General features: G+C 56.8%; 15 protein-coding genes and 1 pseudogene. 5 read left to right on the forward strand and 11 right to left on the reverse strand.

Features of this window, described 5'->3' with window-relative positions; genetic code table 11:
- Positions 1-138: 138 nt before the first annotated feature.
- From AC0V6W_RS00330 to AC0V6W_RS00375, 10 genes are all read right to left on the reverse strand, one after another.
- Positions 139-603, reverse strand: a complete 465-nt coding sequence (locus AC0V6W_RS00330; protein ID WP_486146070.1) for a response regulator — start codon at positions 601-603, stop codon at positions 139-141.
- An 8-nt stretch (positions 604-611) separates the two neighbouring features.
- Positions 612-1,376, reverse strand: coding sequence for an ATP-binding protein (locus AC0V6W_RS00335; RefSeq protein ID WP_486151396.1), 765 nt, complete (start codon positions 1,374-1,376; stop codon positions 612-614).
- Positions 1,360-3,051, reverse strand: a complete 1,692-nt coding sequence (locus tag AC0V6W_RS00340) for a PAS domain-containing protein (RefSeq protein WP_486146072.1) — start codon at positions 3,049-3,051, stop codon at positions 1,360-1,362. The genes AC0V6W_RS00335 and AC0V6W_RS00340 overlap by 17 nt, the downstream gene beginning before the upstream one ends.
- A 322-nt stretch (positions 3,052-3,373) precedes the next feature.
- Entirely contained in the window at positions 3,374-4,474 is a 1,101-nt protein-coding gene (gene ychF, locus AC0V6W_RS00345) for a redox-regulated ATPase YchF (RefSeq protein WP_486146074.1), read from the reverse strand.
- A gap of 206 nt (positions 4,475-4,680) precedes the next feature.
- A complete protein-coding gene (locus AC0V6W_RS00350) occupies positions 4,681-4,839 on the reverse strand; it encodes a hypothetical protein (RefSeq protein WP_486146076.1) in 159 nt (52 codons plus the stop codon).
- Between the two features lie 134 nt (positions 4,840-4,973).
- Positions 4,974-5,120, reverse strand: a complete 147-nt coding sequence (locus tag AC0V6W_RS00355) for a hypothetical protein (RefSeq protein ID WP_486146078.1) — start codon at positions 5,118-5,120, stop codon at positions 4,974-4,976.
- Positions 5,121-5,344: 224 nt separating this feature from the next.
- Entirely contained in the window at positions 5,345-5,914 is a 570-nt protein-coding gene (gene pth, locus AC0V6W_RS00360; protein ID WP_486146080.1) for an aminoacyl-tRNA hydrolase, read from the reverse strand.
- 98 nt (positions 5,915-6,012) lie between these two features.
- Positions 6,013-6,687, reverse strand: coding sequence for a 50S ribosomal protein L25/general stress protein Ctc (locus AC0V6W_RS00365; RefSeq protein ID WP_486146082.1), 675 nt, complete (start codon positions 6,685-6,687; stop codon positions 6,013-6,015).
- A 136-nt stretch (positions 6,688-6,823) separates the two neighbouring features.
- The gene (locus AC0V6W_RS00370; protein WP_486146084.1) at positions 6,824-7,723 is read right to left on the reverse strand and encodes a TraB/GumN family protein; all 900 of its coding nucleotides are present in this window, start codon (positions 7,721-7,723) and stop codon (positions 6,824-6,826) included.
- A 24-nt stretch (positions 7,724-7,747) separates the two neighbouring features.
- Complete coding sequence (locus AC0V6W_RS00375; protein WP_486146086.1) at positions 7,748-8,680, reverse strand: TraB/GumN family protein; 933 nt, start codon at positions 8,678-8,680, stop codon at positions 7,748-7,750.
- 123 nt (positions 8,681-8,803) lie between these two features.
- Here AC0V6W_RS00375 and AC0V6W_RS00380 point away from each other — a divergent pair, with 123 nt between their 5' ends.
- From AC0V6W_RS00380 to ppdK, 3 genes are all read left to right on the forward strand, one after another.
- Positions 8,804-9,733 carry a glycine--tRNA ligase subunit alpha gene (locus tag AC0V6W_RS00380; protein WP_486146088.1) on the forward strand — a complete coding sequence of 310 codons (930 nt, stop codon included), beginning with the start codon at positions 8,804-8,806 and terminating at the stop codon, positions 9,731-9,733.
- Entirely contained in the window at positions 9,733-12,093 is a 2,361-nt protein-coding gene (glyS, locus tag AC0V6W_RS00385) for a glycine--tRNA ligase subunit beta (protein WP_486146091.1), read from the forward strand. Before AC0V6W_RS00380 ends, glyS begins: the two co-directional genes overlap by 1 nt.
- A 96-nt stretch (positions 12,094-12,189) precedes the next feature.
- The gene (ppdK, locus tag AC0V6W_RS00390) at positions 12,190-14,877 is read left to right on the forward strand and encodes a pyruvate, phosphate dikinase (RefSeq protein WP_486146093.1); all 2,688 of its coding nucleotides are present in this window, start codon (positions 12,190-12,192) and stop codon (positions 14,875-14,877) included.
- Between the two features lie 5 nt (positions 14,878-14,882).
- Here ppdK and AC0V6W_RS00395 read toward each other — a convergent pair whose 3' ends face one another.
- Positions 14,883-15,638 (reverse strand): class I SAM-dependent methyltransferase, encoded by a 756-nt coding sequence (locus AC0V6W_RS00395; protein ID WP_486146095.1) that lies wholly within the window; start codon positions 15,636-15,638, stop codon positions 14,883-14,885.
- Between the two features lie 86 nt (positions 15,639-15,724).
- Between AC0V6W_RS00395 and AC0V6W_RS00400 the strand changes: the two are divergent.
- Positions 15,725-15,787: pseudogene (locus tag AC0V6W_RS00400) on the forward strand (hypothetical protein); the annotation flags it as partial.
- 75 nt (positions 15,788-15,862) lie between these two features.
- Positions 15,863-16,360 carry a ComF family protein gene (locus tag AC0V6W_RS00405; protein ID WP_486151398.1) on the forward strand — a complete coding sequence of 166 codons (498 nt, stop codon included), beginning with the start codon at positions 15,863-15,865 and terminating at the stop codon, positions 16,358-16,360.
- The last annotated feature ends 81 nt before the right edge of the window (positions 16,361-16,441 follow it).

The following is a 16,441-nucleotide window of genomic DNA, read 5'->3' on the forward strand; positions in this document are numbered from 1 at the left end:
CGAAACACACTTCCAAATCAATGTGAGATATCGCGCAAGATGCGAGGTTATCTCACGCCAACAAAACCCGCTGCCGCGCCTGAGTGATGACGGCCGATTTGAGCGCAGGTTAATACGCGTGAATACCTAAGCGCTTTCTTAATGCGCGGTTTTGGGCGGGCCTGCGCGACCTTCAGCAGAAGCCTGCGGCGGCTTTTCGTTACTTACGATAAGCCCAGCTATCGTTTCTGAAAACGCAGAAAGGTCAATAGGCTTCACAAAGTGTTCATCGCTTTTTGCAGGTGTCCCAGGCTGATTTTCTGTAAGATTGGACAAAACGGCATCCATTTCCACGCCCGACATCGACACAATCGGAAGATCAATTGATCCCCCGTGATTGCCATTGCGAACCGCAGTTATAAGATCCAGCCCTTGCGCCTCGTCATTGTCTTCGCCGCCATACATGTCCGTTATAAGCAGATCGAAATCGCTTTGCTCTTGCAGCTGTTTTAAGGCCTCGGCTCCTGTGTGAGCCACTTGGACCTCATGGCCGTCCAGCTCCAACCAATCCGAGAGCATCATGGACTGCAGCGTGCAGTCTTCCATCACCAAGATTTTCGCCATGATTTACCTTACTTCTTCGCCCTGTCGAGCACGGATCTGATTTGTTTCGAGGTCATGGTTGGAGAAGATGGTTTGGGCAGCAGCGGCGCGATAACATCGCCCATCTCTTCATCGGTGAAACCTGTGTAGCCCGACATGTAAATGATCGGGATATCGGGAATGATTTCGCGTGCATTGCGGGCCAGTTCAAAACCGCCAATCCCGCCCGGCATGACAACATCCGTCAGGATCAAATCGGGCCGTGCGCCGTCTCTCAATACGGCAAGCGCTGCTCTTCCGTTGGGTATTCTAAGAACGTTGTAACTCAGCTCTTTCAACAACTCAGCCATCTGTTCGAGCAGATATTCTTCATCCTCCACGAGCATAATCGTTTCACCAGAACCCAGAGCAAGCGGATCAAGTTCGGTGGGCTTTTCCAGCCCGATATCGCGAGATCCGCGTGGCAAATACAGCTTGACGGCGGTGCCTTCGCCTTCCTCTGTGTAGATACGCAGATCACCATTGGCCTGCTGGACAAAGCCATAAACCATCGACAGGCCCAGCCCGGTTCCTGAATTGACGCCTTTGGTGGTGAAGAAAGGATCAAGGGCGCGGCTTGCAACGGCTTTGGTCATGCCGGGGCCGTTATCGGAAACGGAAATCTCGATATACCGGCGTGAATGCCCAGCCTTGGCATCGCCATCAGGAACTTCAGGATACTCTTCCGGTTCGCCAGATTGTTGCTCGCCGTCTTTCGATTGTTCGGTGGGCAGAGCATCAACTGCGCGCGAGATCGATCCGGATCAGATTGCCCTTGTTATGCTGCATGATCGCATCGCGGCTGTTGAGTATCAGATTGAGAATGGCGTTCTGCAATTGGCCTGAATCGCAAAACACCAAATAGTCTTCACCCGCTTCGGCAAACTCAACTGCCAACGACGCTTCGATTGCAGGGCCAACCAGCTCTCGCACATCAGACAGAACCTCACGCAAGGGATGGGCGGCCGCGCGAGAGGGCTGTTTCTTGGCAAACGCCAATAGGCGATTGGTCAAATCTGACCCGCGAGTGATCGATTTTAGCGCCGCTGCGACGGATCGCTGACTTCGCTCGCTCAGGTCATCGCGTCGGATCAATTCGAGAGCATATTGCATTGTATTGAGCAGATTGTTGAAATCGTGCGCGATCCCGCCTGTTAGCTGTCCCAGAGCATCCAGCCGTGATTGACGCTCGATATGCTGCCGGTTGCGTTCCGCCTCGGATACGTCATCAAGCACGATCACTGTCCGTAAGGCAGTGCTTGCGCTTTTCACTTCAGAAGAGGTGACGCGCACATATCGGCTTTCGGACGATGACTTGCGGGTCATCAAATGCACTTCGCCGCCTATGGCGTGTCCGATCAGCGCCCGAGCAATGGGATCGTGTGAGGATTCCAGCGGCTGCATATCGGCAGGATCAAGGAATTCGATATCATCCGGCCAGGCAAAAGGAGTTTCGGTGGACTTACCGCCGATCATGTGGCGTGCAGCGTTGTTTATCATCAACACCTGCTTGTCGTTATCGAGACCAATGATTGCGCCCGTAACGGTTTCGAACACGGTGTTGAGCAATGCTATGGAAAGCTCATTGTCCCTGCGTGCTTCGACCAGTTCGGTGATGTCCCTGCCGATGCCAAGCACGAACCGTTCCCCGTCGCCATTTTCAAAACGGGCCTTTTTTGTGAACAGAACGCGCCGTTGACCATCGGGGAAAACAAGGTCTTCCTCGGTTTCGGAAAAGCCGGTTTCAAACGCGATCCTGTCCTGCCTAAGGAACTGTTCGCGCTCTTCCTTGTCGTATTGCTCGATTGTTGTTGAACCGATTACTGATGCGCGCACGTCGCTAGGATAGACGTTGAGGAAATTCTCATTGGCTTTGATGATTTTGAAATCTTCGTCTTTGACAAACACCATGTCGGGGATGTGATCGAGCATTAGATCCTGAAAGGTAACCGCTGAACGAAGCTGTTCTTCTGCCTTGTGGGCGACGGTTACATCGCGTGCCAAAGCAAGCAGATAAGGTGTCCCATCTTGCGTTTCGAACCGAATTTTCTTGGTGTGATATCTACGGGGTTCTTGGCCGGCGACCGTAACAATCTCTGTCGTCTCTGAATGCCCGTTTTCAAAAGCCTCATGGTCTTTAGCCTGAAAAGCATCGACGTCCTGAGGCGCAATCTCTTCAGCGCCAGTGGAACCCAGTACGCTTTGGCGCATGTCCTCGGGAAACAAACTAAAGAAAGCCGCATTGCCTTGAATATGGCGGAACTGCGCATCTTTAATAAACACGACATCTGGAATGCTATGCAGAATGAGACTTAGAAAGTCGCGCGCCTCTGCCGCACTCATGCGTTCTGTAATCGAGAGAAACTTCACATGATCATTAAACGCGCCGCTTGCTTCGTTTTTTTCGTTGGAACCTGTTTTGTCACTCACCAATTAAGCCCCACAAAACATCGCGGATAGTCGTTCTACCCTTGTAGTGGTATGTATTGTTAGCGCAATAGGACTTACATTTTTACAACACACAAAGATTTTGCGGAGGAGTTGAGGTTGCAATGTTTTAACTCCACCCAGAATCCCCTTAATTCAAGTAAATCAATTGCTTTTGAGGTATGGCATTTGGTGAGGGAGTGGCGATACTGTTGTATTTTTACTAAGGTATGAAGAATAAGTGATGGACCTGAGCGACCGCACGCGCTCGATCAGCCTTCGTTCCGGTTTTCAACCGGAGGAATTTAGGTGTGGTTCAGTTCTGTCAAACATTGAACTTGAATAGCATCACATCCCCATCCTGAACGTCGTAATCCTTGCCTTCCTGACGCAATTTACCCGCGTCACGCGCAGGGGCTTCACCACCGAGCGCCACGTAATCGTCAAAGGCGATCGTTTCTGCACGAATAAATCCGCGTTCGAAATCCGTGTGAATTTCGCCTGCGGCTTGCGGGGCTTTTGCTCCTTTGGGAAAAGTCCATGCGCGCGATTCTTTCGGGCCAGCGGTGAAGAATGTTTGCAAGCCAAGCAAAGTGTAGCCGGCGCGGATGACGCGGGCGAGGCCGCTTTCTTCAAGTCCCAATTCAGCTAAAAATTCACCGCGGTCTTCTGTCGGCATTTCCACCAATTCCGCTTCAATTGCGGCAGAGACGACGACTGCCTGCGCGCCTTCGGCTTCGGCTTTGGCAAAGACTTTGGCGGACATGGCATTGCCTTTGGCCGCATCTTCCTCAGCAACGTTGCAAACATACAGGACGGGTTTGGCGGTGAGCAATTGCGCCTGAGCAAACATGCGCGCTTCTTCGTCATCTTTGGGTTCGGTCAGGCGGGCGGGCTTGCCGTCTTTAAGCAGGTCCAATGCCTGGCCCAGCACACTGGCAAGGATCTTGGCTTCCTTGTCGCCGCTGGTGGCTCGTTTTTGAGCGTTGGGCACGCGTTTCTCTAGGCTTTCCAGATCAGCCAGCATCAATTCGGTTTCGACCACTTCGGCGTCTGCGATGGGATCGACCGTATTGGCGACATGCTGAATGTCGTCATCTTCGAAACAGCGCAGCACATGCACGATGGCATCAACCTCGCGGATATTGCCGAGGAACTGGTTGCCCAATCCTTCGCCCTGGCTGGCCCCTGCGACCAATCCGGCGATATCGACAAACGCCAATTGCGTCGCCACCACCTTGGCGCTTTTCGCAATTGCCGCGATTTGGTCGAGCCGTTCATCAGGCACTGCGACCTGGCCCACATTGGGTTCAATCGTGCAAAACGGATAGTTTGCCGCCTGCGCCGATTGCGTTTCTGTAAGCGCGTTGAACAAAGTTGATTTGCCGACATTGGGCAGGCCGACAATTCCGCAACGAAAGCCCATGTGAGATGATCCTTGAGTGCATCGGCGTTGCTTGATTGGCGGGTGCCAATGGCTGTGCCTGGATAGGTTGCTGCCTCTTTGAGATTTGTTTGCCGCCCGTCAAGCGTCAGGGCCAATGTTGCGTGCACGCAATGCGCATAAAAAGAGGGCGTGCCTCACGACCACTATGCAAGGCACGCCCTTCAGGCAACAACTTGTGAACACGCTTAATTGGAGGATTTGTCCTGATGCAACGTTTGGACTTTCGATCCAATCTGATCGATGACAGAGCCGATTGAGGACAGGTCTTTGGCAGCCGTGGGCGCGCCAGCCAGGCACACGGCCATAACCGTCAGCACCAGCGGCATGATGATATCTTTACGCATAGTTCCCCCGTAGATCGTCATATGCGATCCGTTAATCCGCGTTAACCACAGGCCTGTGACTTTTCCAAGTCAACGCGCTGGTCCGCTTTGCACCGTTCCTTTTTGGGTCAGTTTTCGTGGCTCACGCAGCGGCTTCAGCCTTGCGCGGCGTTGTCCAATGCGGCGATTTCGCTGGCAGTGTCGCTATCGTCCGATCCGAACACTTCGCTGCGGTCAGGAAAGATCGTCATGCCGATGACCATGACGGTGAAAATGGCGGGAAGGATGAATTCGCGGCTCATGTGAACAATAACCCCTAAAGCAATTGGTTAAAAACCAGTTCGTTATTGATTTTTAACTAATGGAGGCTGGGCGCGCTGTCCCGCGCGAAACGGGGGCTGTGCCGCATCGGATCAGAATTTCTGTGCGGGTTATTCCGGTTAAGAATCAAAGCGATTTGGTTAACGGAAGAGCGCAGCGGGGAAGGGGCAGGCCGGCTTGCTGCCTGCCTTTGGGTTTGCAGCGTTTAGCCCTGCATTCGCATGGCAATCTCGCTCATGAAGCGGGGATTGTTATCATCGGCCAGCCACTGCGCCTCTGCTCCGATGGCGCCAAGCATGGCCGCCAGATTATCCTGCTCGTCCTTGGCATAATTGCCCAGCACGTGCGCGTTCACTCTTTCCTTGTGCCCCGGATGACCGATCCCGATGCGAACCCGGCGAAAAGCGGCACCCAGATGCTGGTTGATAGAGCGCAGACCATTGTGCCCAGCATGCCCGCCGCCCTGTTTCACCTTGATCTTGAACGGGGCCAGATCAAGCTCATCATGGAACACCGTAAGCGCGTCCAGATCGAGTTTATAGAACCGCATCGCTTCGCCCACGCTGCGTCCGCTTTCATTCATAAAGGTAGCGGGTTTGAGCAGCAGGATTTTATGCGGGCCAATCCGGCCTTCCTGCACCCATCCGGAAAACTTCTTTTGCACCGGGCCAAAGCTGTGCATGTCCGCCAGCACATCCAGCGCCATAAAACCGATATTGTGCCGGTGAAGCGCATAGCGCGGTCCCGGATTTCCAAGGCCTACCCAAATCTGCATCTGCGCTCCCTAGCGCTGCGCGTCACAAAACAAAACACCGGACCCCTTGTGGGAGCCCGGTGCCTTGGTGATTGGTTCGATGACCGAAGGAGTGGGGCTTATTCGCCGCCTTCTTCGCCGTCGCCATCGTCTTTCTGATTGGTGGCTTCAACCTCATCGGCTGCCACTTCTTCGCCTTCTTCTGCTTCGTCTTCGCTCTTCTTGAGCGCGGATGGAGCAACGAGGGTCGCGATGGTGTAATCGCGGTCTGTGATCGCGCTTTCGCTGCCTTCGGGCAGAGTGACTTCGGAAATGTGGATCGAATCGCCAACTTCCTTGCCGGTGACATCGATAGCGATCTCGCCGGGAATTTTGTCTGCGGCACAGATCAATTCCAGCTCGTGGCGGACCACGTTCAAAACGCCGCCTTTTTTGAGGCCGGGCGATTCTTCCTCGTTGATGAAGACCACTGGGATCGAGACATCAACTTTCGCATCTTTCGAAAGACGCAGGAAATCCACGTGGGTCGGGCGATCCGTTACCGGGTGCAGCGCAACGTCTTTGGGAAGCGTGCGAACCTTGTCACCACCCAGCTCAACCTGCACGATTGAGTTCATGAAGTGCCCTGTCATCAATTGCTTGACGAGCAGCTTCTCTTCAACATGGATTGTTACTGGTTCTTCTTTTCCGCCATAAATAACAGCAGGAACCCGACCTTCGCGGCGAAGTGCACGGGAGGCTCCCTTGCCAGCCCGTTCGCGCGCTTCGGCGGGCAGGTTAAGAGCTTCGCTCATAATACGTGCCTTTCGAATGCATTGTTTACAGTATTGTCTTCCAGCGCGCCGCCTCCAGGGATGACCAGAACGCTTGGGAAGGGCGCACATAACGGGGATGGGCGAAAACGCAAGCCTTTTGCGGGTAAGCGCGCGCCTATTGGTGGATGCGGGTTACGGTGTAGCCGCGGTCTTCCAGCATCGCCGGCAATCCAGCTGCCCCTACAAGATGCGCAGCGCCGACCGCGACGAGGGGTTTTTCCGGTTTCGTAAGTGCTGCGGCGAGCTGTCTGTCCCAATCCCGATTGCGCTGAACCAATAAGGCATCGCGCAATTCGCGGTCTGCCATGATGCCGCTTTGCGTCGTTTCGATCAGGCTTGCCTCGTCGCCGGTGATCCAGGCGGTGCGCAGTTTATCGGTCTGGTCATCCCGAATTGCGATTTCGGTGATGACTCCTTCAAGGAGATCGCGCTGATCCTCTAAGGGCAGCTCGTCAAAAATTCTCAGCTGTTTTTCGGCCCCTTCCAATTCGATCACATCGCGCCCTGAAAAATCGGCGATTACGGCGCGGTCAACCCCATTGGCAGGATCGCCCGCCGCGCCCACTTGCGAGAGCATCAGGGCGACTGCCCATGTCTCTGTCGCTTTGAAATCGGCGAGGGAGAATTGCGAGCGTTCGACCAGTTTGGCGAGCTCTTCGCGGTGTTCGGGGCCGACGCGCGCAGTTAGGTCAGGCAAGTTGGTCGAAGTGGACAGCTGCGCAAGAGTTTTGGCGATCCCAGCGCGGTCGGATAAATTGGCAACCTCGACCATGACATAATCGGCCCCGTCAATTGCCTTTTCCGTCGCAGCAGAGCGCCATTTGGTATCATCGGGCAAGGCGTGGATTGTGCCCAGCATCCATCCTTCGATTTCGCCGCCCGCATTGGTGATCTCGTAAACGATGGGGTCCGCGGCAAGGGCTGGCTCAGCCGCGCGATCTTCCGGTCCGCACGCGGTCAGAGTGAGCGCGGCGACACCAAAGAGCGCGGCTGAGAGTACCTGCCGAAAATGCATGATGAGCTAGGGTGAGCGAGAGCTTTACTGCAAGCGCTCGGTCGCAATGCCTTCTTTGCTGAGATAATCCTGCACGCTCATATCGCCCGCAAAGTGCAAGGCGCCCGCCGCAATGAAGACTGTTCCCGGTGTATCAAGGCGTTTTGCGATCCACTGCGCCCATGCGGCATTGCGGTTGTAGAGCAAGCGTTCCGCGAGGACGGTGTTGTCGGCAAAGCCATCATCCATCAGATCGGCGAGCTCATCCACTTTGCCCATGGCCCAAAGATCGACCAACTGGTTCAATAAGGTGATCCCTTCGAGTGGGTCTTTCGAGCCTTCAATCAGAAAGTCCATTTGCGCATCGATCGGCATTTCATCAAATGCGGCCAGCTGGCTCTGGATCGTCTCAAGCGCTCCGCGCCCTACATCTGGCCCGACCTTCTCTTCCAAAACCGACTCCACCCCTTTTTCCGGTGTAAAACCAGAAGCCTGCGCGATGATCTGTGTCATTATTAACGACGCGAACCAAGGCTCCATTGTATCAAAGGTTTCAGCAGGGACGTTGATTTTCGCCAGGCCCGCCTCAAAGGTGGTGCGCTGTTCCTCTGTCATCAGACCTCGCAGCGTCTGCCCCTCAGGCAGCATGCCTAGCGTTCCCATAAGCGCTGCCGCCTCTTCCATCTTCTCAGGCGTCATATCGATTTCGGTGACGAGAGTGTCTGCGCTATCCAAAGCGGTTTTTATCGGGCCTGCATACCATTCGACATCATCGGGCAGCATATGGACCGTGCCAAGCATGTAAATGGTGGTGTCCTCATCAGACACCAGCCACATTGCTGGCGCGCCCTCAGGCTCAGCTGCGGCATCGGCCTCGGCAGGCACTTCGGCAGCAGCGTGATGATCTGCAAAAGCGGGGGCGGCGTAAAGCATTGCGAATGCGGCAGCAGAAGCGGTGAGTGTTGAGCGAAGTTTCATGATGTCTCCTTTGCGAGGCAAGATAGAGCGTTGCGCAACAAGGTCAAATGGCCCAAATTCGCGCACATCTGTGCTGCGCTGCGGCATTGACGATAAACGGGCCATCCTGCATGGGCGGCTGCCATGAGTTTAGAGCCTGAAATCCAGCTTCCCGTGCGCAATCCCAAGGCATCGTTTCAGGATTTGATCCTGGCGCTGCACGACTTCTGGGCGGCGCAAGGCTGTGTGATCCTCCAGCCCTATGACATGCGTATGGGCGCGGGCACGTTTCACACCGCCACAACCTTGCGCGCGCTGGGGCCAGAGCCTTGGAATGCGGCTTTCGTCCAGCCATGCCGCCGCCCTACCGATGGGCGTTATGGCGAAAATCCGAACCGTTTGCAGCATTATTACCAATATCAGGTCATCCTGAAGCCATCGCCCGCCGATATTCAGGATCTCTATCTCGGCAGCCTCAAAGCCATCGGGATTGATCCGCTGCGCCATGACATTCGCTTTGTCGAAGATGACTGGGAATCGCCAACCCTTGGCGCATGGGGGCTGGGCTGGGAGGTTTGGTGCGATGGGATGGAAGTCACCCAGTTCACCTATTTCCAGCAAATGGGCGGGTTTGACTGCAAACCGGTTGCAGGCGAGCTGACATACGGGCTCGAACGGCTCGCCATGTATGTGCAGGGCGTCGACAGCGTTTACGATCTCGATTTCAACGGCCGCGGCGTTTCTTATGGCGAAGTGTTCCTTGAGAACGAAAAGCAGATGTCGAAATGGAATTTCGAGGTTGCTGAGACGGACGCTTTGTTTGACCTGTTCACCAAGGCCGAGGCAGAATGCCAAAATGCACTTGAAAATGAAGTGCCTATTGCCGCTTATGAACAAGCGGTTGAAGCCAGCCACATCTTCAACCTGCTGCAAGCGCGCGGCGTGATCAGCGTGCAGGAACGCGCCAGCTATATGGGCCGCGTGCGCGATCTGGCGCGTGGGTCTTGTGAGAAATATGCTGAGCTAAAAGCCCCCGAATGGGCCGAGAAGTATCCTGAATGGAGTCTCGTCTAATGGCTGACTTCTTGCTAGAATTGCTGTCCGAAGAAGTGCCCGCCCGCATGCAAAAAGGCGCGCGGGCTGAATTGGAGAAACTGTTCCGCCGCGAATTGGACGCGGCAGGCATTGCTCTGGGCGATCTTACCGTCTGGTCCACTCCGCGCCGCCTTGCTTTGATTGCGCGCGGGCTTCCGACCGAGACCGAAGCGGTGCGCGATGAGGCCAAAGGTCCGCCCGTCAGCGCTCCCGATCAGGCGGTCGATGGGTTCTGCCGCAAGAACGGTGTCACCCGCGATCAGTTGGAGGAGCGCGAGGTAAAGGGGCGCGCGACGTACTTTGCGGTGATCGAAAAACCGGGCCAGGCGGTGGCCGATCTGCTCGCCGCCGCGATCCCCGCCATTATCCGCGATTTCTCTTGGCCCAAGAGCATGCGCTGGGGCGATGCCTCTGTCAGCAATGAAAGCCTCAAATGGGTGCGGCCTTTGTCAGGCATTGTTGCGCTGCTTGATGGCGAGGTTGTGCCGTGCCTGACCGATGGATTTGCCAGCGGACGCACAACTGTGGGCCACCGGTTCCATTCGGCGGGCGAGATCGAGATTTCGGGCGCCGATGATTACGCCGATAAGCTGCGCGAGGCATGCGTTATCGTCGATCACGAAGAGCGCGCCGGCATCATCCGCGAAGGCGCGCGCAAAGCGGCAAAAGCGGTGGGTCTGACCGTCGTCGAGGACGAAGGGCTGGTGATCGAAAACGCAGGTCTTACCGAATGGCCCGTGCCGCTGCTTGGCCGGTTCGATGAGGCGTTTTTGGATGTCCCGCCTGAAGTCATCCAGCTTACCGCGCGGGTGAACCAGAAATACTTCGTCTGCGAAGAGCGCAACCCTGATGGCACCACGCGGCTCGCCAATGCCTTTATCTGCACCGCCAATATCGCCGCCGAAGACCCTGCCGTGGTGGTCGATGGCAACCGCAAAGTGCTCGCTGCCAGGCTGGCTGATGCGCGGTTCTTTTGGGAGCTGGACCAGAAGAAAACGCTTGCACAGCATGCCGAGGAGCTTGCGCGGATCACGTTCCATGAGAAGTTGGGCACTGTTGCGGATAAGGTGGACCGGGTGGCGAAGCTGGCGCGGTGGCTGTGTGAAGAGGGGATTGTGACACCAAATGCGAGTCCCTGCGAAAGCGGGGACCTGTCGCGGCCAAGCGCCACCCCGAATGAGGTCCCCGCCTTCGCGGGGACTCGCGATGAACTAGCTGGTCTCGCCCAACAGGCGGCGGAGCTTTGCAAAGCCGATCTCGTCACCGAAATGGTGGGCGAGTTTCCCGAGCTGCAAGGCCTGATGGGCGGATATTACGCTGAAAAAGAAGGCCTGCCGCGCCAAGTGTCAGACGCGATCCGCGATCATTACAAGCCGGTGGGGCAGGGGGATGAGGTGCCGACTTCTCCGGTTACTGTGGCGGTGTCGCTGGCGGATAAGCTGGATTCACTTTCTCAGTTTTTCTTGATCGACGAAAAGCCCACGGGTTCTAAAGATCCATTTGCACTTAGACGCGCAGCGCTTGGTGTAGTCTCCATGCTCCTTAAGAACAGTGTCCGATACAGATTCCGCGATTTCGGTGAACACCTGGATGCCCTGACTGGAAGCCTTTTTGAGACGGGTGCCTGGGAGACTGTTTGGGACGTTTCGGCACAGGAGCTAATTGCTAAGCATTGGCAAGGTGAGCAAGACGATCCAGAAACCATGCAAGGATTTGCTTACGGCTCACACCTTAAATCAACTCAAGACGAGATGTTCGCGTTCTTAACTGACCGCCTCAAAGTCCAGCAACGCGAAGCAGGGGTTCGCCATGACCTCATCGACGCAGTCTTCGCGCTAGGCGGAGAGGACGACCTCGTCCGCCTGCTCGCCCGCGTTCATGCTCTCCAAGCTTTCATCGAAACAGAGAACGGCGCAAACCTCCTCGCCGGCTACAAACGCGCGGCCAATATTCTGAAGAAGGAAAACCACGTCACCCCAGCGCAGGCCGGGGTCACTGGCGGCACCGCTCAAACGGATGCGATCCCAGCTTCCGCTGGGATGACGGATGCAGAACACCCGTCTGGTAAAGACCTTTCCTACACGCCGGAAACAGCCGAAAAGGCGTTGATTGATGCGCTTGGCGATGCGGCTCCCAAGGCTGCCAAAGCTGTTGAGGCGGAGGACTTTGAAGCGGCCATGGCGGCGCTGGCCACTCTGCGGGCACCGATTGATGCGTTCTTTGACAAGGTGATAGTTAATGACCCAGACCCGGACAAACGCGATGCTCGCCTTGCGCTGCTTGGCGCATTTCGCGATGCGGTTCACCGGGTTGCAGATTTCAGCCGGATCGAGGGGTAAATCACCCGGTCCATTTTTAGTCTCTGGACCGTGTAACATGCGGTCCATGTCTCATCAGATGTCTCCCTCTCCAACGATCCCAAAGAGAGCCCAATAATGGTCAAAACGGTCTACACATTCGGCGGCAATGCCAAGCATGATGATGCTCGCCAAAAGGACAAGACAGTCACTGGCGGCAAAGGCGCGAACCTTGCCGAAATGGCCAGCATCGGCCTCCCTGTGCCCCCCGGCTTCACCATCACGACCGAGGAAAGCGTGCGTTACCTGCGCGAAGGGGCGGACTTCTCAGAAGAGCTGCGCGGTGAAGTGGCCTGCGCTTTGGCTCACATCGAAGAGGCTGTGGGCAAAAGCTTTGGAGATAGCGCTGATCCGCTGCTGGTCTCAGTGCGATCCGGTGCGCGTGTGTCGATGCCTGGCATGATGGACACGGTGCTCAACCTTGGTCTCAACGATGCAACGGTTGAAGGGTTGGCACAGACAAGCGGCGATGAGCGCTTTGCTTGGGACAGCTACCGGCGGTTCATTCAGATGTACTCAGATGTGGTGCTGGGCCTTGATCACGGATTGTTCGAAGAAGCGCTGGAAATCGCCAAAGAAGACAATGGCTATTACGCCGATACCGAGCTTTCAGCCGATGAATGGCGCACTCTGTTGGGAGAGTTCAAAGGCATCGTGGAAAGCGAATGGGGAAAGCCGTTCCCGCAGGATGTGAAAGAGCAGTTGTGGGGCGCAATTGCCGCTGTGTTCGACAGCTGGGACAGCGACCGGGCGAAGGTCTATCGCCGCTTGAACGACATCCCTGCCGATTGGGGCACGGCGGTCAATGTGCAGGCGATGGTGTTCGGCAATATGGGCGACACGAGCGCGACGGGCGTTGCCTTTACCCGCGATCCGGCAACGGGTGAGCGGGCCTATTACGGCGAATACCTCATCAACGCACAAGGCGAAGACGTGGTGGCAGGCATCCGCACGCCGCAATACCTGACGAAACGCGCGCGCGATCTGGCAGGGGCCAAGCCGCTGAGCATGGAAGAGGCGATGCCCGATGCTTACGGCGAATTGGCGCGGGTGTTTGACCTTCTCGAAAACCACTACCGCGATATGCAGGATATCGAGTTCACCGTGGAACGCGGCAAGCTGTGGATGCTGCAAACGCGATCTGGCAAGCGAACCGCGAAAGCGGCGCTGACGATGGCGGTGGAAATGGTGGGCGAAGGGCTCATCACCAAAGAAGAGGCTGTTGCGCGGATTGACCCGATGGCGCTCGATCAACTGCTTCACCCAACGCTTGACCCTGAAGCGGACCGCGATGTGATGACATCGGGTCTGCCTGCCTCTCCCGGTGCTGCGGCGGGCAAAATCGTGCTTGATGCGGATACGGCAGAGCAATGGGCCGGGCGCGGCGATAAGGTGATCTTGGTGCGGGTTGAAACCTCGCCAGAGGACATTCACGGCATGCACGCAGCCCAAGGCATCCTGACAGCGCGAGGCGGTATGACGAGCCATGCTGCGGTTGTGGCGCGCGGGATGGGGCGTCCTTGCGTATCGGGCGCAAACGGCGTCGCAATTGACCGGAAAGCGCGCACTTTGCGGATCGGCTCTAAGGAGCTGAAAGAAGGCGATGAAATCACGCTTGATGGCGCCAATGGCCAGGTGATGCTGGGCATTGTGCCCACGGTCGAGCCAGAGCTTGTTGGTGACTTTGGCACGTTGATGGAATGGGCAGATAGCAGCCGCCGAATGCGCGTGCGCACCAATGCGGAAACACCTGCGGATTGCACGATTGCGCGGCAGTTTGGAGCAGAAGGCATTGGGCTTTGCCGGACAGAGCACATGTTCTTCGATGCTGGCCGGATCAAGGCGGTGCGCCAGATGATCCTTGCAGAAGACGACGCAGGACGGCGCGCGGCGCTGGACCAGTTGCTGCCTGAACAGCGCGCGGATTTCACCTCGATCTTCGAAGTGATGGCAGGCCTGCCATGCACGATCCGGCTGCTGGACCCGCCTTTGCATGAGTTCCTACCCACGCGGGATGAGGACTTTGCCGAGCTTGCCGATGCGACAGGGCTGGGCGTTGATCACCTGAAACGGCGCGCGGATGAGCTGCACGAATTCAACCCGATGCTGGGGCACCGCGGTTGCCGATTGGGCATCACTTTCCCCGAGATCTACGAAATGCAGGCGCGCGCCATCTTTGAAGCTGTATGCGCGGTGCAAAAGGCCAGCGGTGAAGCGCCTTTGCCAGAGATCATGATCCCGCTTGTCGCGACCCGCAAAGAGCTGGCAATCCTGCGCGAGCTGGTGGACCGGGTGGCCAAAACGGTGTTTGAGGAGCAGGGCGCTGAGGTTGCCTATCTTGTCGGCACCATGATCGAATTGCCGCGCGCTGCGCTGATGGCGGGCGAAATCGCGGAAGAGGGCGAGTTCTTCAGTTTCGGCACCAATGACCTCACTCAGACCACTCTTGGTGTCAGCCGGGACGATTCGGCCAAGTTTCTCGCACCCTATGTCGACAAAGGCATCTTCGCGCGCGATCCCTTTGTAAGTTTGGATGTCGAAGGGGTTGGCCAATTGGTCGATATGGCGGCAACCAGCGGGCGGATGGCCCGGCCTGATATCAAGCTTGGCATTTGCGGAGAGCATGGCGGTGATCCAGCCAGCATCGCGTTTTGTGAAAGCGTCGGGCTCGATTACGTCAGCGCCTCGCCATACCGCGTTCCGATTGCACGGTTAGCTGCGGCGCAAGCGGCATTGGCCGAGAATGCGGCGGCAAAGCAGAAATAGCTTCCCTACTTCCACGCGGTAAGCGCAAGGATTGTGAAGGTCTCAGTGACCTTCCCATCGGCGTCGCGGCGCGCGTCAAAGGCCGCCTTGGCCCGCGCTAAGCCGGCTTTGGTCAGCGGTTTGGGACGATCGGCCAGAATACCGGTCAAAGCTTGGTCACGCAGATCCTGGATCATGCGCTCATAACTGGAAAACCGCACGGTGAGAACACGGCTGTCCACCACCTGGCGCGTAAAGCCAGCGCGTTGGAGGAGGGCAGAGGCCGAAGCGTTGTCGATCTGCGGATGGATGCGCGCTGCGGGCCGATCACCATCCGCCTCGATCATGATAGCGCGCAGCGTAGAAAGCGTGCCTGCGCCAAGGATTTGCGCAAAGGCTATGCCATCAGGCGCAAGCGCACCGCGCAAATGAATGAGGCTGCCGGGAAGATCATTAAGCGTGCTAAACGTGCGGATTGCGAAGATGTAATCTTGGGAGGCCATAGGCCAGGGCCGCTCTTCATCGAATTGGCCGGGATGAGAGATTTGCGCAGTTAGCCCGCGGCGCTCCAATCGCGGGGCAAGGGCGGCTGAAATGTCGCCCAAAATCAAAGCTTGCCCCTCGGTAAGCTGCATGAAATCGGCCCGGTCCAGCAGGTCTTCTGCCATATCGGTATCGAGCCAGTTTGCTGGATCATCACGCTGGCTTAACTGTAAAGCTCGCTGGTGCCGCGCGATGCGCCGGTTGGGATCAAAGATGTTCGGGATGGTGTCCGCTGGCATAACCTGTGCCCTGCCGTGCTTGCCAGGAATGCGCAAGCCGTGCGAGACCATGCGTGATGGGGATTGCAGCGCATATATCGCATGGCATGCAGCCGTTGGTGGACTTGGTCTATCCACCGCGTTGCCCGTCATGCGGGGGTGCGGTGGCACAGCAAGGCGGCTTATGCCCCGAATGCTGGAGCGAGATTGAGTTCCCCTGTGATACAGGCGACCACGACGCGGTGATGGCTGCCACGGTATATAACGATATCTCGCGCAAGCTGATTCTGACGTTCAAGCATGGCGGCAAAATCACTCTGGCAAAGCTGCTAGGCCAGATCATGGCCTCACGTATGCCGCCGCCCGATGGCAACGATCTGCCGCTATTGGTTCCCGTCCCGCTACACCGGATGCGTTTGTGGCAGCGCGGGTACAATCAGGCGGCGCTGCTTGCAAAGGAGCTGGCACAGCGGGGGCACGGTGAACTGCTCGTCGGCGGGCTGCAGAGGCGCAAGCGCACCCCTTCGCTGGGCGGTTTAGGCAAGGATGAGCGCAAGGCCGCATTGGCTGGAGCCATTCAATTGGGGTCTGGATCTGGCCGGAAAGTGAAAGGGCGCAGCGCTATTCTGGTCGACGATGTGCTCACCAGTGGTGCGACCAGCAATGCCTGCGTTGCCGCCTTGCTGGAGGGCGGTGCCCGGTCGGTGCGCATCGCGTGTTTTGCGCGGGTTAGGGATGGTTAGGGCAACACTTCAACGGTGCAAGTACCGGCCTGACGCCGCAGCCTATCGTACAATTCGAAACGCCCGGGGCCATTACGACCC

This window comes from Erythrobacter sp. JB1-7 (assembly GCF_057365015.1).

What these genes read in the sequence shown, in the direction of transcription:
- pth (WP_486146080.1), bottom strand. Translation starts at nt 5,914, where the DNA reads ATGCAGATTTGGGTAGGCCTTGGAAATCCGGGACCGCGCTATGCGCTT.
- AC0V6W_RS00375 (WP_486146086.1), bottom strand. Translation starts at nt 8,680, where the DNA reads ATGAAACTTCGCTCAACACTCACCGCTTCTGCTGCCGCATTCGCAATG.
- ychF (WP_486146074.1), bottom strand. Translation starts at nt 4,474, where the DNA reads ATGGGCTTTCGTTGCGGAATTGTCGGCCTGCCCAATGTCGGCAAATCA.
- AC0V6W_RS00405 (WP_486151398.1), top strand. Translation starts at nt 15,863, where the DNA reads ATGGCTGCCACGGTATATAACGATATCTCGCGCAAGCTGATTCTGACG.
- AC0V6W_RS00350 (WP_486146076.1), bottom strand. Translation starts at nt 4,839, where the DNA reads ATGCGTAAAGATATCATCATGCCGCTGGTGCTGACGGTTATGGCCGTG.
- AC0V6W_RS00330 (WP_486146070.1), bottom strand. Translation starts at nt 603, where the DNA reads ATGGCGAAAATCTTGGTGATGGAAGACTGCACGCTGCAGTCCATGATG.
- AC0V6W_RS00365 (WP_486146082.1), bottom strand. Translation starts at nt 6,687, where the DNA reads ATGAGCGAAGCTCTTAACCTGCCCGCCGAAGCGCGCGAACGGGCTGGC.
- AC0V6W_RS00380 (WP_486146088.1), top strand. Translation starts at nt 8,804, where the DNA reads ATGAGTTTAGAGCCTGAAATCCAGCTTCCCGTGCGCAATCCCAAGGCA.
- glyS (WP_486146091.1), top strand. Translation starts at nt 9,733, where the DNA reads ATGGCTGACTTCTTGCTAGAATTGCTGTCCGAAGAAGTGCCCGCCCGC.
- AC0V6W_RS00355 (WP_486146078.1), bottom strand. Translation starts at nt 5,120, where the DNA reads ATGAGCCGCGAATTCATCCTTCCCGCCATTTTCACCGTCATGGTCATC.
- ppdK (WP_486146093.1), top strand. Translation starts at nt 12,190, where the DNA reads ATGGTCAAAACGGTCTACACATTCGGCGGCAATGCCAAGCATGATGAT.
- AC0V6W_RS00370 (WP_486146084.1), bottom strand. Translation starts at nt 7,723, where the DNA reads ATGCATTTTCGGCAGGTACTCTCAGCCGCGCTCTTTGGTGTCGCCGCG.
- AC0V6W_RS00395 (WP_486146095.1), bottom strand. Translation starts at nt 15,638, where the DNA reads ATGCCAGCGGACACCATCCCGAACATCTTTGATCCCAACCGGCGCATC.